The 16,833-nt window shown below is 53.3% G+C and carries 19 protein-coding genes and 1 other annotated feature; of the genes, 14 read left to right on the top strand and 5 right to left on the bottom strand.

The genetic code is table 11. The annotated features are described in order from the left end of the window. Positions 1–140: 140 nt before the first annotated feature. Together CDA56_RS30680 and CDA56_RS08220 are read left to right on the top strand one after the other, a co-directional pair. Positions 141–314: a YciY family protein gene (locus CDA56_RS30680; protein ID WP_004851815.1), complete on the top strand. Its 174-nt coding sequence runs from the start codon at positions 141–143 to the stop codon at positions 312–314. Positions 315–597: 283 nt separating this feature from the next. Continuing rightward, positions 598–1,698 (top strand): NADH:flavin oxidoreductase/NADH oxidase, encoded by a 1,101-nt coding sequence (locus CDA56_RS08220; protein ID WP_048262493.1) that lies wholly within the window; start codon positions 598–600, stop codon positions 1,696–1,698. Positions 1,699–1,909: 211 nt separating this feature from the next. Here the strand turns inward: CDA56_RS08220 and CDA56_RS08215 are convergent, their stop codons facing one another. Then, complete coding sequence (locus tag CDA56_RS08215; RefSeq protein ID WP_004103089.1) at positions 1,910–2,206, bottom strand: YciI family protein; 297 nt, start codon at positions 2,204–2,206, stop codon at positions 1,910–1,912. 211 nt (positions 2,207–2,417) lie between these two features. Here CDA56_RS08215 and tonB point away from each other — a divergent pair, with 211 nt between their 5' ends. Continuing rightward, positions 2,418–3,155, top strand: a complete 738-nt coding sequence (tonB, locus tag CDA56_RS08210; protein ID WP_102803453.1) for a TonB system transport protein TonB — start codon at positions 2,418–2,420, stop codon at positions 3,153–3,155. 19 nt (positions 3,156–3,174) lie between these two features. On the opposite strand, the gene CDA56_RS08205 is transcribed toward tonB, so the two are convergent. From CDA56_RS08205 to pfkB, 3 genes are all read right to left on the bottom strand, one after another. Continuing rightward, positions 3,175–4,047 (bottom strand): fructosamine kinase family protein, encoded by an 873-nt coding sequence (locus tag CDA56_RS08205; RefSeq protein ID WP_004851808.1) that lies wholly within the window; start codon positions 4,045–4,047, stop codon positions 3,175–3,177. A gap of 106 nt (positions 4,048–4,153) precedes the next feature. After that, entirely contained in the window at positions 4,154–4,438 is a 285-nt protein-coding gene (ghoS, locus tag CDA56_RS08200) for a type V toxin-antitoxin system endoribonuclease antitoxin GhoS (protein ID WP_009653733.1), read from the bottom strand. A gap of 94 nt (positions 4,439–4,532) precedes the next feature. Continuing rightward, the gene (gene pfkB / locus CDA56_RS08195) at positions 4,533–5,462 is read right to left on the bottom strand and encodes a 6-phosphofructokinase II (RefSeq protein WP_014229733.1); all 930 of its coding nucleotides are present in this window, start codon (positions 5,460–5,462) and stop codon (positions 4,533–4,535) included. 289 nt (positions 5,463–5,751) lie between these two features. On the opposite strand from pfkB, the gene CDA56_RS08190 reads away from it, so the two are divergent. From CDA56_RS08190 to btuC, 11 genes are all read left to right on the top strand, one after another. Further along, on the top strand, positions 5,752–6,510 hold the full coding sequence (locus tag CDA56_RS08190) for a DUF481 domain-containing protein (protein WP_004851801.1): 759 nt from the start codon (positions 5,752–5,754) through the stop codon (positions 6,508–6,510). A 270-nt stretch (positions 6,511–6,780) separates the two neighbouring features. After that, positions 6,781–7,014, top strand: coding sequence for a hypothetical protein (locus CDA56_RS08185; protein WP_004851800.1), 234 nt, complete (start codon positions 6,781–6,783; stop codon positions 7,012–7,014). Between the two features lie 448 nt (positions 7,015–7,462). Next, on the top strand, positions 7,463–9,391 hold the full coding sequence (gene thrS / locus CDA56_RS08175) for a threonine--tRNA ligase (protein ID WP_004102966.1): 1,929 nt from the start codon (positions 7,463–7,465) through the stop codon (positions 9,389–9,391). Between the two features lie 3 nt (positions 9,392–9,394). Next, positions 9,395–9,937, top strand: coding sequence for a translation initiation factor IF-3 (gene infC / locus CDA56_RS08170; protein WP_052746887.1), 543 nt, complete (start codon positions 9,395–9,397; stop codon positions 9,935–9,937). A gap of 96 nt (positions 9,938–10,033) precedes the next feature. Continuing rightward, positions 10,034–10,231: a 50S ribosomal protein L35 gene (gene rpmI / locus CDA56_RS08165; RefSeq protein ID WP_001124225.1), complete on the top strand. Its 198-nt coding sequence runs from the start codon at positions 10,034–10,036 to the stop codon at positions 10,229–10,231. Positions 10,232–10,281: 50 nt separating this feature from the next. Continuing rightward, positions 10,282–10,638, top strand: coding sequence for a 50S ribosomal protein L20 (rplT, locus tag CDA56_RS08160; RefSeq protein ID WP_004102963.1), 357 nt, complete (start codon positions 10,282–10,284; stop codon positions 10,636–10,638). 118 nt (positions 10,639–10,756) lie between these two features. Beyond that, positions 10,757–10,882 (top strand) — a sequence feature (Phe leader region). After that, entirely contained in the window at positions 10,762–10,806 is a 45-nt protein-coding gene (gene pheM / locus CDA56_RS30865) for a pheST operon leader peptide PheM (RefSeq protein ID WP_001386830.1), read from the top strand. Its footprint overlaps the feature before it by 45 nt. Positions 10,883–11,035: 153 nt before the next feature. Next, positions 11,036–12,019, top strand: a complete 984-nt coding sequence (gene pheS / locus CDA56_RS08155) for a phenylalanine--tRNA ligase subunit alpha (RefSeq protein WP_004851795.1) — start codon at positions 11,036–11,038, stop codon at positions 12,017–12,019. Positions 12,020–12,034: 15 nt separating this feature from the next. Then, entirely contained in the window at positions 12,035–14,422 is a 2,388-nt protein-coding gene (pheT, locus tag CDA56_RS08150; RefSeq protein WP_048262487.1) for a phenylalanine--tRNA ligase subunit beta, read from the top strand. A 4-nt stretch (positions 14,423–14,426) separates the two neighbouring features. Next, a complete protein-coding gene (gene ihfA, locus CDA56_RS08145; protein WP_004851790.1) occupies positions 14,427–14,726 on the top strand; it encodes an integration host factor subunit alpha in 300 nt (99 codons plus the stop codon). Between the two features lie 100 nt (positions 14,727–14,826). Then, the gene (gene btuC, locus CDA56_RS08140) at positions 14,827–15,813 is read left to right on the top strand and encodes a vitamin B12 ABC transporter permease BtuC (protein ID WP_009653750.1); all 987 of its coding nucleotides are present in this window, start codon (positions 14,827–14,829) and stop codon (positions 15,811–15,813) included. A 26-nt stretch (positions 15,814–15,839) separates the two neighbouring features. Here the strand turns inward: btuC and CDA56_RS08135 are convergent, their stop codons facing one another. Beyond that, complete coding sequence (locus CDA56_RS08135) at positions 15,840–16,640, bottom strand: MetQ/NlpA family ABC transporter substrate-binding protein (protein WP_014229729.1); 801 nt, start codon at positions 16,638–16,640, stop codon at positions 15,840–15,842. Positions 16,641–16,833 lie beyond the last annotated feature (193 nt).

Below are 16,833 nucleotides of genomic sequence, written 5' to 3'. Positions count from 1 at the left end.
TGAAAAATCCTTTTGAATGACTTGATGACATGAGTTTACGCATCATCATCCATCTGGCAAATAAAAACGCAGCGAAAGCGTTGGTTAGCCAGATTCATCGGTCTATAATGCAGGCTGTTTTTACTTGTAGAGTAGTTGCAATGAAGCGTAGTAGAACGGAAGTAGGGCGCTGGCGCATGCTTCGGCAGGTGAGTCGCCGTAAAGCACGCTGGCTGGAAGGCCAGTCGCGTCGTAATATGCGCATCCTCTCCATCAGAAAGGAGCTGGTTAAACGGCAACGTCACTCTCTGCTGTTCACCTTCTCTGAATGTTGAGAGTCGAAACAAAAGGCACCGCTCGCGGTGCCTTTTGTTTTATCAGCGTTTCGTTCTTAGCATACATTCTTATACTGTCATCTCTCTTTCTTCTGCCGGCGAAACCCGGTTTCTCGCGGGCTCCTGCGTTATTGTTTGCATCAGCAGCGGCGGGCAGGAAGTCGCATCGCGCCATACCTCATAAGACTGGCCCAACGCGTATAAACGCAAAAAACGGGAAGTGCCATGCATCAACACATGCTACTTATAATGTCCGTAAGGCTTCTATTATTGAGAGGTATCTATGAGTCAACTTTTTAGTCCGGTGCGAATCGGTAAGCTGGAACTTGAGAACCGTATTGTCATTGCGCCAATGTGCCAGTACTCCGCCGACAATGGCAAGGCCACGGCATGGCATCGTATCCATCTTGGACAACTGGCTTTTTCCGGTGCGGGCTTACTGATTATCGAAGCCAGCGCTGTAGAGCCCGCCGGACGCATTACCCCGGCTGATCTGGGCTTATGGAATGACGAAACGGAAGCCGCATTACGCACCGTGCTGAACGATATCCGCCAGTACGCTTCAATCCCCATCGGTATCCAGCTGGGCCATGCCGGACGAAAAGCCTCTTCCGCAGCCCCCTGGCTGGGGGGATACCAGCTTGCGCATGATTCTGGCGGATGGGACACGGTTGCGCCATCAGCGCTGGCCTATGGTGAAGGTGAACGACCTCCGGTTGAACTTACTCAGGACCACATGAAACGCATCAAGCAGTCATTCGTAGACAGCGCCAGACGCGCTGAGCGGATGGGTATTGAATTGATTGAACTGCATGCCGCGCATGGTTACCTGTTGCACCAGTTCCTTTCACCGCTCAGTAACCAGCGTACCGACGAATACGGCGGCTCGCTGGAGAACCGTTTGCGTTTTCCGCTCGAGATATTCCGGGCCATCCGTGAGGCCGTCAGTCAGGACATCGCGGTGGGCGTCCGACTTTCAGCAACAGACTGGGTGGATGGCGGCTGGGATAACGCACAATCGATTATCTTCAGCCAGCAGCTTGAGGCGCTTGGCTGCGACTATATTCATGTTTCCAGCGGCGGGCTGTCGCCTCATCAGGCGATTCAGGTGGGGCCCGGCTATCAGCTGCCGTTCGCGCGTGAAATCCGCGAGAAGGTGAATATCCCGGTGATCGGTGTGGGTCTGGTGACGGAAGCGCAGCAGGCGGAAGAGGCGCTACAAAATGGCGACGCCGACCTCATCGCCATTGCCCGCGCCGTGCTCTACAATCCGCACTGGCCATGGCATGCCGCGGCAGCCCTGGGCGCTCAGGTGAGCGTTCCGCCGCAGTATCTTCGCTCAGAACCGCATGGTCTTAAGGGAACGCTGAAGTCCAACAGGTAATTAACCATAGAAAGTCGGCGGTGCTGATGCACTGCCGGCAAATGGCTATCATCAGGGCGCGACCTAAAGAGATCGGAATGCAGAACCGGGGAAGTGGAGAGACATAAGGATGGCGACCATTCCGTACTCGCGTACTCAGAAACGTCCTCTAATGAACGATCGCCATAGATTAAATTTTAACCGCGTTCTTATTGCTTAAGCATTTTATAGGCTAAAACACCTTTTTATACGGTTTCACCGAGACTTTCTGATAAACCCCTGCGGCGATATAGGGATCGTCATTAGCCCATGATTGCGCCGCTTCCAGCGATTCAAATTCCGCAATGACCGTTGAGCCGGTGAAGCCCGCCGCGCCGGGTTCATTACTGTCTACGGCAGGCATTGGGCCGGCGGTCAGTAAACGACCTTCATCATGTAATAATTGCAAACGCGCCAGATGGGCGGGACGTACCGATGTCCGTTTTTCCAGAGAGTCGGCGATATCTTCAGCGTAGATAACGTAAAGCACGGCATGGCTCCTTATCAATAAATTGGCGAATCACGTTAAGTGAAACCGTCGTTGACTGCAATGCAAAGATGATCACGATCCCCAGAATGCCACGTCCCGGGGGCTTTTTGTCAGAAAACAGGGCAAATTTTGATACAAGCCAACAACCCTAGTTGAATATGATTGCTATTTGCATTTAAAATCGGGGCATCATTTTTCAACAGAAACGACTATGAGCGCAATGACCTTTGATTTACCTCGCCGCTTTCCGTGGCCTACGCTACTGTCTGTGGTTATCCACGGCAGTGTTATCGCGGGGTTGCTCTATACTTCGGTACATCAGGTTATTGAACGGCCGGCACCCTCACAGCCCATTGAAATCACTATGGTGGCCCCGGCAGATCTGGAACCGCCTCAGGCGGCTCAGCCGGTCGTTGAGCCCGTTGTTGAACCGGAGCCAGAACCGGAACCGGAAGTGATGCCTGAACCGCCAAAAGAGGCGCCGGTTGTTATCCATAAACCAAAGCCAAAACCGAAGCCAAAGCCGAAACCGAAGCCGGAAAAAAAGGTCGAACAACCGAAGCGTGATGTAAAACCGGCGGAAACGCGCCCGGCCTCGCCGTTTGAAAATACAAATACGGCGCCGGCGCGCACCGCGCCGAGCTCCTCAACCGCGACCGCTAAACCCACCGTGACGGCGCCTTCCGGGCCGCGGGCGCTAAGCCGCGGAGAGCCGATCTATCCGAATCGTGCCCAGGCGCTGCGCCTTGAAGGAACCGTGCGGGTTAAGTTTGACGTCACGCCGGACGGGCGCGTGGACAACGTACAGATCCTCTCCGCCCAGCCTGCCAATATGTTTGAGCGTGAAGTGAAAAACGCTTTACGTAAATGGCGCTATGAACCGGGCAAACCGGGAACCGGCATTACCATGACCATTCAGTTCCGTCTGAAAGGCGTACAAATTAGCTAACCCTCAAAAACAAGGCCCCTTAAGGGGCCTTATCCATGAACACCTCATCAAGCGCTTTCTGTGCCGTCACCAGATGCTGTCCGCCAAACAGAATCGCCCGATTCAGCAGCGTATAGAGCTGGTAGATGGGCTGCCGCTCGAGAAAGCCGGACGGCAGCGGCGATACGGACTGATAGCCGTCATAGATTTGCGGCGGCTGTTCCGGATGCAGCGGGAGCATCGCCAAATCGCATTCGCGATCGCCCCAGTAGCAGGCAGGGTCGAAAATATAGGGCCCGTTTGGCCCGAGCGCGCAGTTACCGGACCATAAGTCACCGTGAAGCAGCGACGGCTGCGGCTGATGACTGCTCAGCCGTTGCTGAACAATATCAACAAGATGATCGATATCACCAAAATGCAGGCCTTTCTCGGCGGCGAGTTCCAGCTGCCAGCCGATGCGCTGTTCGGCAAAGAACGTGGACCAGCGACGCTGCCAGGCGTTCGGCTGGGGGGTGGTGGAGAGGTCGTTGTCAAAATCCAGACCAAACTGAGGTTGGTCGCTCCACTGATGTAAATGGGCAATTTGCTGGCCTAACAGGAAAGCGTTGTGCGCATCCAGCGGGCGAGGAGGGAGGTATTCCATCACCAGAAAGCTGTAATCTCGATCGCTGCCCACGGCAAAAACCTGCGGTACGTTCACCGTTTTACTGCGCGACAGTAGTTCAAGCTGGTCTGCCTCGGCCGTGAAGATGGGTAAAAGCTCGCGTTCGTCGCATTTTACGAAGTAATCTCGCCCGCCATAGCGTAAATGCCAGGCAGCGTGTATCTCTCCACCGGGTAGTTCGTTTCGCAGTTCGATTTCAGCTGCTTCGGTATGCAAATCGCGTAACAAATTGCTGATAGCTTGCCACATGCCGTCTCTCCCCATGTTTTCCAACATTTCATAAGGTTAGCGCATAAACCCGGCGTAAAACTCGAACTGACGCACAACTGGACGTTTTCCGTTGCGTCAATCGCACTTATTGAGCTTTTAACCACTCGCTGAATGTGACCACGGTGACGTCGACGGGTCTTCCCAGCGCGGTTTCGGCTAAACCTGCGCTTAAGGCGTTGACTTCCTCGGCATTCTGCATAGAAAGCAGGCCGAAGGTGTTGGTGCCGAGCTCGTGGACGTTCCCTTCATCATCGTTTAAGACGAGGGTAAATCCGGCGCGGGTGAGGTGATTACTGAGTTCGTTAATTTCCGTTAACGTCTCTTCGTGAAAACGAACCGTGACGACCCAGGCAATAATTTCGCTACTCATTTTTCACCCCGTTGTTATCCATGGCATTTTTAGCATAGACCATCATGCTGATTTGGCGACTCCCTCTGTCTTCCCAGAGGGAGCGAAGGCGTTATCAACCGCGCAGATAGTTGTAGATTTTTTGCGTATTATCCAGCGAGCAAAGGCGGGTGCCCTGATTGATGGTTGCCGCACTACCCGCCGCAACGCCAAAGCGAACCATATCTTCAAGCGAGGCGTTTTCCGCCAGCCTTAAGGTCATTGCGCCGACCATACTGTCACCGGCGCCGACGGTGCTCTGGCTTTTCATCGGCGGCGGTACCACCTGAACGCTACCCTGGGCATCAACGCCGAGCGCACCCTGGGCACCGAGGGAGACGACGACGCGCTGGACTTTGCCCGACCGAATGAGTTCCTGCGCCGCAAGACGCACATCATCCGGCTGGCTCAGATCGCGCTGTACCAGCGCGCTAAGCTCTTTCTGGTTCGGCTTAACCAGCTCGATATTGCCGACATCAAGCGCTGCGGCGAGCGCGTCACCGGAACTATCAACAATACAGCGCAATCCATGCTGCTGAGCGTTTTTGACCAGCTGCGTCAGGTTATCGACGCTGATGCCGGGCGGGAGACTTCCGCTAATCACCAGCAGGGAACCCGGGGCGATGGCGAGGACCTTTTCCTCAAGGAGCCGGAGCTCCTCCTTAGTTAACGCTGCGCCCGGCATCACGAAACGATATTGCTCGCCGCTGGCGTTCACATGCACGTGAAGATTCTGCCGCGTCCAGTCATGGGTCTCTACCGTATCGACGGGAACATGTTCATCCGTCAGCAGCGCCGTCAGGTGTTCGCCTGTCGCCCCGCCGACGGGAAAGATGGCTGTGGCGCTGCCGCCAAGAAAAGTGATGGCTCGCGCAACGTTAATTCCGCCGCCGCCGGGTTCAAACACGGGAGCGCTACAGCGCAGTTTGCCTTCCGGGTAAATTTGCGGGGTCTGGGTTGCGCTATCGAGCGAGGGGGCTAACGTGAGCGTATAGATTTTGGTCATCCAGTTTCCTCCATAATACGAATTTAGCTGCTCTGGTTTTAAGCATGGCACTTAAAGGAGGGAAGGGGAAGCGACGGGCCACTTATACAACGCAACCTCTTTTTATCTTTATGAAATAAAAATTGTTTTGAGAAGCGTCTTATACAAAAAATGAAAGAGTAATTGATTGCTAAGTTAATCGTGCTTTTTTATAATTTACTCCCTTTCTTAGGACCGGCTATCCGCGATCCTCGCGAAAGCTCCCGGGACCCTCCAGGTCTCCTTATAGGTTGTACGGACTTAAAATTAAATGAAGCTTTTGAAGACAGTACCCGCAGCGGCGTTGCTCGCGGGAGGGCTTTTTGCGTCTGCGTGCGCAATGGCCGATGATTCCGTTTTTACTGTCATGGATGACCCATCTTCTGCTAAAAAACCTTTCGAAGGTACTGTTAACGCCGGTTATCTGGCGCAGTCCGGCAATACGAAAAGTTCCTCAATGACCGCCGACTCCACGTTGACCTGGTATGGCAATACCACCGCATGGTCGCTGTGGGGGAATGCCAGCAATACGTCGTCAAACGATCAGCGCTCTTCGGAAAGGTACGCGGTGGGGGGACGTAGTCGTTACAACCTGACTGACCAGAACTATATATTTGGCCAGGCCAGCTGGCTGACGGATCGTTACAATGGTTATCAGCAGCGGGATGTGTTTACCGCAGGTTATGGTCGACAGATTATGAACGGACCGGTGCACAGTCTGCGTTTTGAATTTGGTCCTGGCGTACGCTACGACGAATATACCGACGGTGATACTGATACTCAGCCGTTGGGCTATGCTTCCGGCACTTACGCCTGGCAGATGACCGATAACGCCAAATTTACGCAAGGTGTTTCGGTATTCGGCGCTGAAGATACGACGCTGAACTCCGAAAGCGCGCTGAACGTTGCCATTAATGCTCACTTTGCCCTCAAGGTCGCCTATAACCTGACGTGGAACTCTGAGCCGCCGTCATCGGCGCCGGAACACACCGATCGCCGTACCACGCTATCGCTCGGTTATAAAATGTAATATTTCAGGCCAGATATTCTGGCCTGATTGTTTTAAATTTGGCAATAAGTGACATTATTATTTTTGGTCTCTCGTTTTGTTTTTTATAAAAAGAAATCGTCTTCATAATTTCCCCACAATTGCTATTTTGCTGACAAATATGCAGTTAATTTGACACGAAAAGATAAATATTGGGTCGGACAAAAATGTGATCTGGATCTATACTGTTGCACACAGGCGGCGATAACGACGCCGTTCTATTTATCTGAAACAAATAAGAGAATGACTATCATGAGAAATAGCAAAATCGCACTCGCGGCCGTGATGCTGTGCACGCTGTCTTTTGGCGCATTTGCCGCCGCTCCCGCACCGCAGCCGGGTAATAACGAGCATACCCAAGTTGGTATCGCCAAAGCTACCGATGTCGAAGCAGGCTCCAACATAGCGCCGGGCTCACAGTCTACCGGGCAGTCAATGAACGATGCTTTTGATGTTCATAAACTTGTCGCCGGCGAATGGTCCTGATATTTCATTGTTCTTGAATATCATCCTTTAATTATTTCGTGAAGCAGCAAACCGGGTAATGCCGTACCGGTTTTGCTTTCCGCACTTTGTGTTAAACATGCATAATTGATGTGAAAGCATAAATATTCTTTATGCGTCATATCGTCCTGCCGCGCTCTTTTGCCGTACGGTTCCGCAGCAATTACGCTGGGTTTGTTGCGCCGCGACTTTTTTTTCCATCAGCAATAACCATTTAGTCTCATGTGACTTTTATCACGCACTAATGATGTGTAAACTAACCGTCGGTGTTATCAACAGGCGGCTGCAGGTGGGTACGCGTCGGTGAACGAGCGTGCACATATTTTCGCAGAGTGAAGCGGGAACTGGGCCTGAACGTGTTGATAATTATGATTATATTGTTTTGTATGTGCTCTTTCGTGCGGGGCACCACTGCAAATAAGGACATGAAATGCCTGTAATTACGCTTCCTGATGGCAGCCAACGCCATTTTGATCACGCTGTGAGCCCGATGGACGTCGCTCTGGATATTGGCCCCGGTCTGGCGAAAGCCACCATCGCCGGCCGCGTCAACGGCGAGCTGGTTGACGCCTGCGACTTAATTGAAAACGACGCGACGCTCTCTATCATCACCGCGAAAGATGAAGATGGACTTGAGATTATTCGTCACTCCTGTGCGCACCTTTTGGGGCACGCGATTAAACAGCTGTGGCCAAATACCAAGATGGCGATCGGCCCGGTTGTCGACAACGGTTTCTACTATGATGTCGATCTGGACCATACCCTGACCCAGGAAGATATCGACGCGCTCGAAAAACGTATGCACGAGCTCGCCGAGAAAAACTACGACGTCATTAAGAAGAAAGTCAGCTGGCACGAAGCGCGTGAAACCTTCGTGAAGCGCGGCGAGAGCTATAAAGTCTCCATTCTTGATGAAAACATTGCGCATGATGACAAACCCGGTTTGTATCATCATGAAGAGTATGTCGACATGTGCCGTGGGCCGCACGTGCCGAATATGCGTTTCTGTCATCATTTCAAACTGATGAAGACCGCTGGCGCCTACTGGCGCGGCGATAGCAACAATAAAATGCTGCAGCGCATCTACGGAACCGCATGGGCAGATAAAAAAGCCTTAAATGCCTATCTGCAGCGTCTGGAAGAAGCCGCTAAGCGCGATCACCGTAAAATCGGTAAGCAGCTCGACCTGTATCATATGCAGGAAGAGGCGCCGGGCATGGTGTTCTGGCATAACGACGGCTGGACTATCTTCCGCGAACTGGAAACTTTTGTGCGTTCTAAGCTGAAAGAGTACCAGTATCAGGAAGTTAAAGGCCCGTTTATGATGGACCGCGTGCTGTGGGAAAAAACCGGCCACTGGGACAACTATAAAGATGCGATGTTCACCACCTCTTCCGAGAACCGTGAATACTGCATCAAGCCGATGAACTGCCCGGGCCACGTGCAGATCTTCAACCAGGGGCTGAAATCCTACCGCGATCTGCCGCTGCGTATGGCTGAATTCGGTAGCTGCCATCGTAATGAGCCGTCAGGCGCGCTGCATGGCCTGATGCGCGTACGTGGCTTTACTCAGGACGACGCCCATATCTTCTGTACTGAAGATCAGGTTCGCGATGAAGTGAACGCCTGTATTCGCATGGTCTACGATATGTACAGCACCTTTGGCTTCGAGAAAATCGTCGTCAAGCTGTCGACTCGCCCGGAAAAACGCATCGGTAGCGATGAGACATGGGATCGTGCTGAAGCGGATCTGGCCGTGGCGCTGGAAGAGAACAACATCCCGTTTGAGTATCAACTGGGTGAAGGCGCGTTCTACGGTCCGAAAATTGAATTTACCCTGTATGACTGCCTCGATCGTGCATGGCAGTGCGGTACTGTACAGCTGGACTTCTCCCTGCCGCAGCGTTTAAGCGCCTCTTATGTGGGTGAAAATAACGAACGACAGGTACCGGTAATGATTCACCGCGCGATTCTTGGTTCGCTGGAGCGCTTTATTGGCATCCTGACCGAAGAGTTTGCGGGCTTCTTCCCGAGCTGGCTGGCGCCGGTGCAGGTTGTGGTCATGAATATTACTGATTCTCAGGCTGAATACGTTAACGAATTGACGCGTAAACTACAAAATGCGGGCATTCGCGTAAAAGCAGACTTGAGAAATGAGAAGATAGGCTTTAAAATCCGCGAGCACACTTTACGTCGTGTCCCTTACATGTTGGTCTGTGGCGACAAAGAGGTAGAAGCCGGCAAAGTTGCCGTGCGTACCCGTCGTGGCAAAGACTTGGGCAGCCTGGACGTAAATGAAGTTATCGAGAAGCTGCAACAAGAGATTCGCAGCCGCAGTCTAAAACAACTGGAGGAATAAGGTATTAAAGGCGGAAAACGAGTTCAAACGGCACGTCCGAATCGTATTAATGGCGAGATTCGCGCCCTGGAAGTTCGCTTAACTGGTCTGGAAGGCGAAGCTTTGGGTATTGTGAGTCTGAGAGAAGCGATCGAAAAAGCTGAAGAAGCTGGAGTAGATTTAGTTGAAATCAGCCCTAACGCCGAACCGCCAGTTTGTCGTATCATGGACTACGGCAAGTTCCTTTATGAAAAGAGCAAGTCTTCTAAGGAACAGAAGAAAAAGCAAAAAGTTATCCAGGTTAAGGAAATTAAGTTCCGTCCTGGCACCGACGATGGCGATTATCAGGTAAAACTCCGCAGCCTGATTCGCTTTCTGGAAGATGGCGATAAGGCCAAGATCACGCTGCGTTTTCGCGGCCGTGAGATGGCCCACCAACAGATCGGTATGGAAGTGCTTACCCGCGTCCGTGACGATCTGAGTGAACTGGCAGTAGTCGAATCCTTCCCAACGAAGATCGAAGGCCGCCAGATGATCATGGTGCTCGCTCCTAAGAAGAAACAGTAAGGCCTTCAAGTAGCAATGTCTGTGGAGCCTGCGGGTTCCGCAGCCGTTGTTCGCCTATGTTTCGTTTATTAACAATGCGAAGTGGAAGTTATTAAAATGCCAAAAATTAAGACCGTACGCGGTGCTGCTAAGCGCTTCAAAAAAACCGGTAAAGGTGGTTTTAAGCACAAGCACGCTAACCTGCGTCACATTCTGACCAAAAAAGCTACCAAGCGTAAACGTCACCTGCGTCCGAAAGCCATGGTTTCTAAAGGCGATCTGGGCCTGGTCATCGCGTGCCTGCCGTACGCATAAGTCGTTAACCCTTTTAACTTTTTAATTAGAATAGATACAGGAGAGCACATATGGCTCGCGTAAAACGTGGTGTAGTTGCCCGTGCACGTCACAAGAAAATTTTGAAACAAGCTAAAGGCTACTACGGTGCGCGTTCTCGCGTATACCGCGTTGCCTTCCAGGCTGTTATCAAAGCTGGTCAGTACGCTTATCGTGACCGTCGTCAGAAAAAGCGTCAGTTCCGTCAACTGTGGATTGCGCGTATCAACGCAGCAGCACGTCAGAACGGTATTTCTTACAGCAAATTCATCAACGGCCTGAAAAAAGCCTCTGTTGAAATCGACCGTAAGATCCTGGCTGACATCGCCGTATTCGACAAATTAGCGTTCACCGCGCTGGTCGAAAAAGCGAAAGCAGCTCTGGCATAAGCCAGTTGAAAGAGGGAGCTTGTCTCCCTCTTTTCGTTTCAAGACTATCAATACATTGACTTTTATCCGCGTAAGCTTTTCAATATCGATCTTACGTTTTTTACCAGACAAGGTAATGCAAGCATGAATGCTGCTATTTTCCGCTTCTTTTTTTACTTTAGCACCTGAACTCAGGAGGCTAGCGCGTGAAAGAAGAAACGGAAAACAGCGCCAAAAAGCCTCCCACTGTGGAGGCTTTTTTTGTATCTGAACTGGCTTGTTCTATTTCAAGCTCCAGACGTGTGGATTGACCGGGTCATTCGGGCAAATGGCGAATGACCCGCCGTCTGCGGCTCGAAATAGTGAAAGCAAAATAATAACCATAACCGGTGTCTGCACCGACATAATGAGGAAAACCATGTCACATCTCGCAGAGCTGGTTGCCAGTGCGAAGGCAGCCATTAACGAGGCATCAGATGTTGCTGCGCTGGACAACGTCCGCGTGGAATACCTGGGTAAAAAAGGGCTCCTGACCCTTCAGATGACGACCCTGCGTGAGCTGCCTGCTGAAGAGCGCCCGGCAGCCGGCGCGGTTATCAACGAAGCGAAAGAGCAGGTCCAGCAGGCGCTTAACGCGCGTAAGTCAGATCTTGAAAGCGCCGCTCTTAACGCGCGCCTGGCCTCGGAGACCATCGATGTCTCTCTGCCGGGGCGTCGTATTGAGAACGGTGGCCTGCATCCGGTGACCCGTACCATCGATCGTATTGAAAGTTTCTTCGGTGAGCTCGGCTTTACCGTCGCGACTGGCCCGGAAATCGAAGATGACTACCACAACTTCGATGCGCTGAATATTCCTGGCCACCATCCGGCACGCGCTGACCACGACACTTTCTGGTTTGATGCCACGCGCCTGCTGCGTACGCAAACCTCAGGCGTGCAGATCCGCACCATGGCTAACCAGCAGCCGCCGATCCGCATTATTGCGCCAGGCCGCGTCTATCGTAACGACTACGATCAGACCCACACCCCAATGTTCCATCAGATGGAAGGCCTGATCGTTGATACCAACATCAGCTTTACCAACCTGAAGGGAACGCTGCACGATTTCCTGCGTAACTTCTTTGAAGAAGATCTGCAGATTCGTTTTCGTCCGTCCTATTTCCCGTTCACCGAGCCGTCGGCCGAAGTCGACGTTATGGGGAAAAACGGGAAATGGCTGGAAGTGCTCGGCTGTGGGATGGTGCATCCAAACGTACTGCGCAACGTGGGTATCGATCCGGAAATCTATTCCGGCTTTGCCTTCGGCATGGGTATGGAGCGTCTGACCATGCTGCGCTACGGCGTGACCGACTTACGCGCGTTCTTCGAAAACGATCTGCGTTTCCTCAAACAGTTTAAATAAGGGCAGGACAGAACAATGAAATTCAGTGAACTGTGGTTACGCGAGTGGGTTAACCCAGCTATCGATAGCGAAGCGCTGTCGGACCAGATAACGATGGCCGGCCTTGAGGTTGACGGCGTTGAACCGGTTGCGGGAAGCTTCAACGGCGTTGTCGTTGGGGAAGTGGTTGAGTGCGCTCAGCACCCTAATGCTGACAAACTGCGCGTCACAAAAATTAACGTCGGCGGCGAACGCCTGCTGGACATCGTCTGCGGCGCGCCAAACTGCCGTCAGGGCCTGAAGGTTGCCGTTGCAACCATCGGTGCCGTACTGCCGGGCGATTTTAAAATTAAAGCGGCAAAGCTGCGCGGCGAGCCGTCGGAAGGCATGCTGTGCTCCTTCTCCGAGCTGGGGATCTCCGACGATCACAGCGGTATTATTGAACTGCCCGCCGACGCGCCGCTGGGTACCGATATCCGCGAATACCTGAAGCTCGACGATAACACTATCGAAATCAGCGTCACGCCGAACCGTGCCGACTGCCTGGGTATTATCGGCATTGCCCGCGATGTCGCCGTGCTCAACAAGGCGCCACTACATGTCCCGGAAATGACTCCGGTGGCCGCAACCATCGACGACGTTCTGCCAATTCAGGTCGATGCGCCGGAAGCATGCCCGCGCTACCTGGGCCGTGTGGTAAAAGGCATTAATGTCAAAGCGCCGACGCCGTTATGGATGAAAGAGAAGCTGCGCCGCTGCGGCATTCGCTCCATCGATGCCGTGGTTGACGTGACCAACTATGTTCTGCTCGAGCTCGGTCAGCCGATGCACGCCTTCGATAAAGACCGCATTGAAGGCGGAATTATCGTGCGTATGGCGCATGAAGGCGAAACCCTGGTCCTGCTCGACGGCTCCGAGGCTAAGCTGGATACCGATACTCTGGTTATTGCTGACCACCAGAAAGCCCTGGCTATGGGCGGAATTTTCGGCGGCGAGCACTCCGGCGTAAACGATGAAACGCAAAACGTTCTGCTGGAATGCGCGTTCTTCAGCCCGCTGTCCATCACCGGCCGCGCCCGCCGTCATGGTCTGCATACCGATGCTTCCCACCGCTACGAGCGCGGCGTGGACTCCGCGCTGCAGTATCAGGCAATGGAGCGCGCAACCCGCCTGCTGATGGATATTTGCGGCGGTGAAGCGGGCCCGATTATTGACGTGACCAATGAAGCGACTCTGCCGAAGCCTGCGACCATCCGCCTTCGCCGCAGCAAACTGGATCGTCTGATTGGCCATCACATTGAAGATGAGCAGGTTAGCGACATTCTGCGTCGTCTGGGCTGTGAAGTTACCGAAGGCCAGGATGAGTGGCATGCCGTGGCGCCGAGCTGGCGTTTCGACATGGAGATCGAAGAAGACCTGGTCGAAGAGGTTGCCCGCGTCTATGGCTATAACAATATTCCTGACGAACCGGTGCAAGCGGGCCTGATCATGGGCAGCCACCGCGAAGCGGATCTGTCGCTTAAGCGCGTGAAAACGCTGCTCAACGACAAAGGCTATCAGGAAGTGATTACCTACAGCTTTGTTGACCCGAAAGTACAGCAGTGGATCCACGCCGGTGAAGAAGCGCTGATTCTGCCGAGCCCGATCTCCAGCGAAATGTCGGCGATGCGTCTGTCATTGTGGACTGGTCTGCTCGGGACTGTGGTCTACAACCAAAATCGCCAGCAGAGTCGCGTCCGCATCTTTGAGAGCGGCTTACGCTTTGTTCCCGATACGCAGGCCCCTCTGGGTATTCGCCAGGACGTGATGCTGGCTGGCGTCATCTGCGGTAACCGCTATGAAGAACACTGGAACCTGGCAAAAGAAACCGTCGATTTCTATGATTTAAAAGGCGATCTGGAGTCCGTTCTCGACCTCACGGGTAAACTGTCCGACATCGAATTCCGCATCGAAGCCAATAATGCGCTTCATCCGGGCCAGTCGGCGGCGATTTATCTGAAAGGTGAACGTATTGGTTTTATTGGGGTTGTTCATCCCGAGCTGGAACGTAAACTGGATCTGAACGGCCGCACGTTGGTGTTCGAGCTGGAGTGGAACAAGCTTGCAGACCGCGTGGTGCCTCAGGCGCGTGAAGTTTCTCGCTTCCCGGCGAACCGTCGCGACATCGCCGTCGTTGTGGCAGAAAACGTTCCCGCAGCCGATGTTTTAGCCGAGTGTAAGAAAGTTGGCGTAAATCAGGTAGTTGGCGTAAACTTATTTGACGTGTACCGCGGCAAGGGCGTAGCGGAAGGTTTCAAAAGCCTCGCTATCAGCCTTATCCTCCAGGATACCAGCCGTACACTCGAAGAAGAGGAGATTGCCGCTACCGTCGCCAAATGTGTAGAGGCATTGAAAGAGCGATTCCAGGCATCATTGAGGGATTGAACCTATGGCGCTTACAAAAGCTGAAATGTCAGAATATCTGTTTGATAAGCTTGGGCTTAGCAAGCGGGATGCCAAAGAGCTGGTAGAGTTGTTTTTCGAAGAAGTCCGTCGCGCTCTGGAAAACGGAGAGCAGGTAAAACTCTCCGGGTTCGGCAACTTCGATTTGCGAGATAAGAACCAACGCCCGGGCCGTAACCCGAAAACGGGAGAGGATATTCCTATTACAGCCCGGCGTGTGGTGACCTTCAGACCCGGACAGAAGTTAAAAAGCCGTGTCGAAAACGCTTCACCCAGAGAGAAATGATCTGGACTGACTAATCAAAAAGGCCGCTATGCGGCCTTTTTTCTTTTCCTGGCCGAATACCGTAAAATCAATCACATCCTTTTTCTCAACTCAGAAATCTATGCTGACCTTTGCTCAAACTCAACGGCGCCGCAACCGGCGCTGGCTTGCGGTATTAACGTTGCTGCTGCTGGTTACGTCGACCATCAGCCTGTGCGCGGGCGACCAGTGGATTGGCCCCGGTGAATGGTTTAGCGCCAAAGGCGAGCTGTTTATCTGGCAGATTCGTTTGCCGCGCACCCTGGCCGTCCTGCTGGTGGGCGCGGCGCTGGCGCTGTCCGGCGCGATTATGCAGGCGCTGTTTGAAAACCCGCTGGCGGAGCCCGGGCTGCTGGGGGTATCAAACGGCGCTGGGGTTGGCCTGATAGCCGCCGTGTTGCTGGGAAAAGGGCTGCTTCCGGGCTGGGCGCTGGGGCTGTGCGCCATCGCTGGCGCGCTGGTCATTACCTTTATTTTACTGCGTTTTGCCAGGCGGCATCTCTCGACCAGCCGCCTGCTGCTGGCGGGCGTGGCGCTCGGTATCATATGCAGCGCGCTGATGACCTGGGCGGTCTACTTCTCAACCTCTTTCGATCTCCGCCAGCTGATGTACTGGATGATGGGCGGCTTTGGCGGCGTGGACTGGCAGCAGCTGTGGCTGATGCTGGCCCTGCTGCCGGTGCTGGCCTGGGTGTGCCTGCAATCGCAGCCTCTTAATCTGTTAGCGCTGGGGGAGGTTTCCGCACGCCAGCTGGGGCTGCCGCTGTGGCTATGGCGTAAAGTGCTGGTGGTGGCGACCGGCTGGCTGGTGGGCGTCAGCGTGGCGCTGGCCGGCGCGATCGGCTTTATTGGTCTGGTTATCCCGCATATTCTGCGCTTATGTGGTTTAAGCGATCACCGCGCGCTGCTTCCGGCCTGTTTGTTAGCGGGGGCCAGCGCGCTGCTGGGCGCGGATATTATCGCGCGTCTGGCGCTTTCGGCGGCGGAATTGCCGATTGGCGTGGTCACCGCCACTCTGGGCGCGCCGGTGTTTATCTGGTTATTGCTGAAATCAGGCCGCCCGCAGTGAGGGGCGGCCGTAAGCGGTTGATAGTATTACCAGCCCTTAATCGCATCGCCTTTGTAGACTTCCGCTGCCTTGTCGGCAACCTGCTGAGTCTGGAAGGCCTCTTTCAGCTCCTGGACTTTTTTGCTGTCTTTATTATCTTCGCGCGCAACAATGGCGTTGACGTACGGCGAGTCCGGGCCTTCCATAAATAGCCCATCGCGGGCAGCCGAGAGACCGGCCTGAGCGGAGAAGTTGGTGTTGATGATCGACAGGGCGACGTTCGGGTCATCAAGCGTGCGGGTCAGCTGCGGCGTGTCGACTTCCACGATTTTCAGCTGCTTAGGATTATCGATAATGTCCAGCGTCGTCGGCAGGTAGCCTGTACCCTCTTTCAGCTTGATTAAACCTTGCGCCTGCAGCAGCAGCAGGCTGCGGCCCAGGGTTGTGGTTTCGTTAGAGATGGAAATCGTCGCGCCGTCAGGCAGTTCGCTGATATTTTTGATTTTCTTCGAGTAGGCGGCGATGGGGAAGACGAAGGTTTTACCAACAATGGCAAACTTATAGCCGCGCTCTTTTGATTGTGCCTCAAGGTAAGGCAGCGTCTGGAAGGCGTTAGCATCGACGTCTTTATTGTTCAGGGCTTCGTTCGGCAGAACGTAATCATTAAATGAGATTACCTCGACGTCGAGGTTGTATTTCTCTTTGGCCACCTGTTCTACGACTTTCCAGATAGCCTCATCCGGCCCGGTATTAATGGCGACTTTAATCTTATTATCTTCATCCGGCGAGCAGGCCGAAAGCAGCGTAACGGAGGCCGCGATTAACACCGCGCTAAACATCTTCTTCATCAATAAAACTCTCTTAAATTAACAATTAACGAAATGCTATTACATCCATCCACCACTGTACACTGAATTGCGCGCTCCCGGTGTTGAGATGAATTCATGTTGTGCTGCCTGTTACATCAAGAGACACTCCCGGGGGATTCAAAGTAGAATGACCCAGTCTGAATCCGCTACAGTAGATAGGGATCACCTGAAG

This window comes from Klebsiella michiganensis, from assembly GCF_002925905.1.
Lineage (GTDB): Bacteria > Pseudomonadota > Gammaproteobacteria > Enterobacterales > Enterobacteriaceae > Klebsiella > Klebsiella michiganensis.
This window is presented reverse-complemented; position numbering and strand designations above follow the sequence as displayed.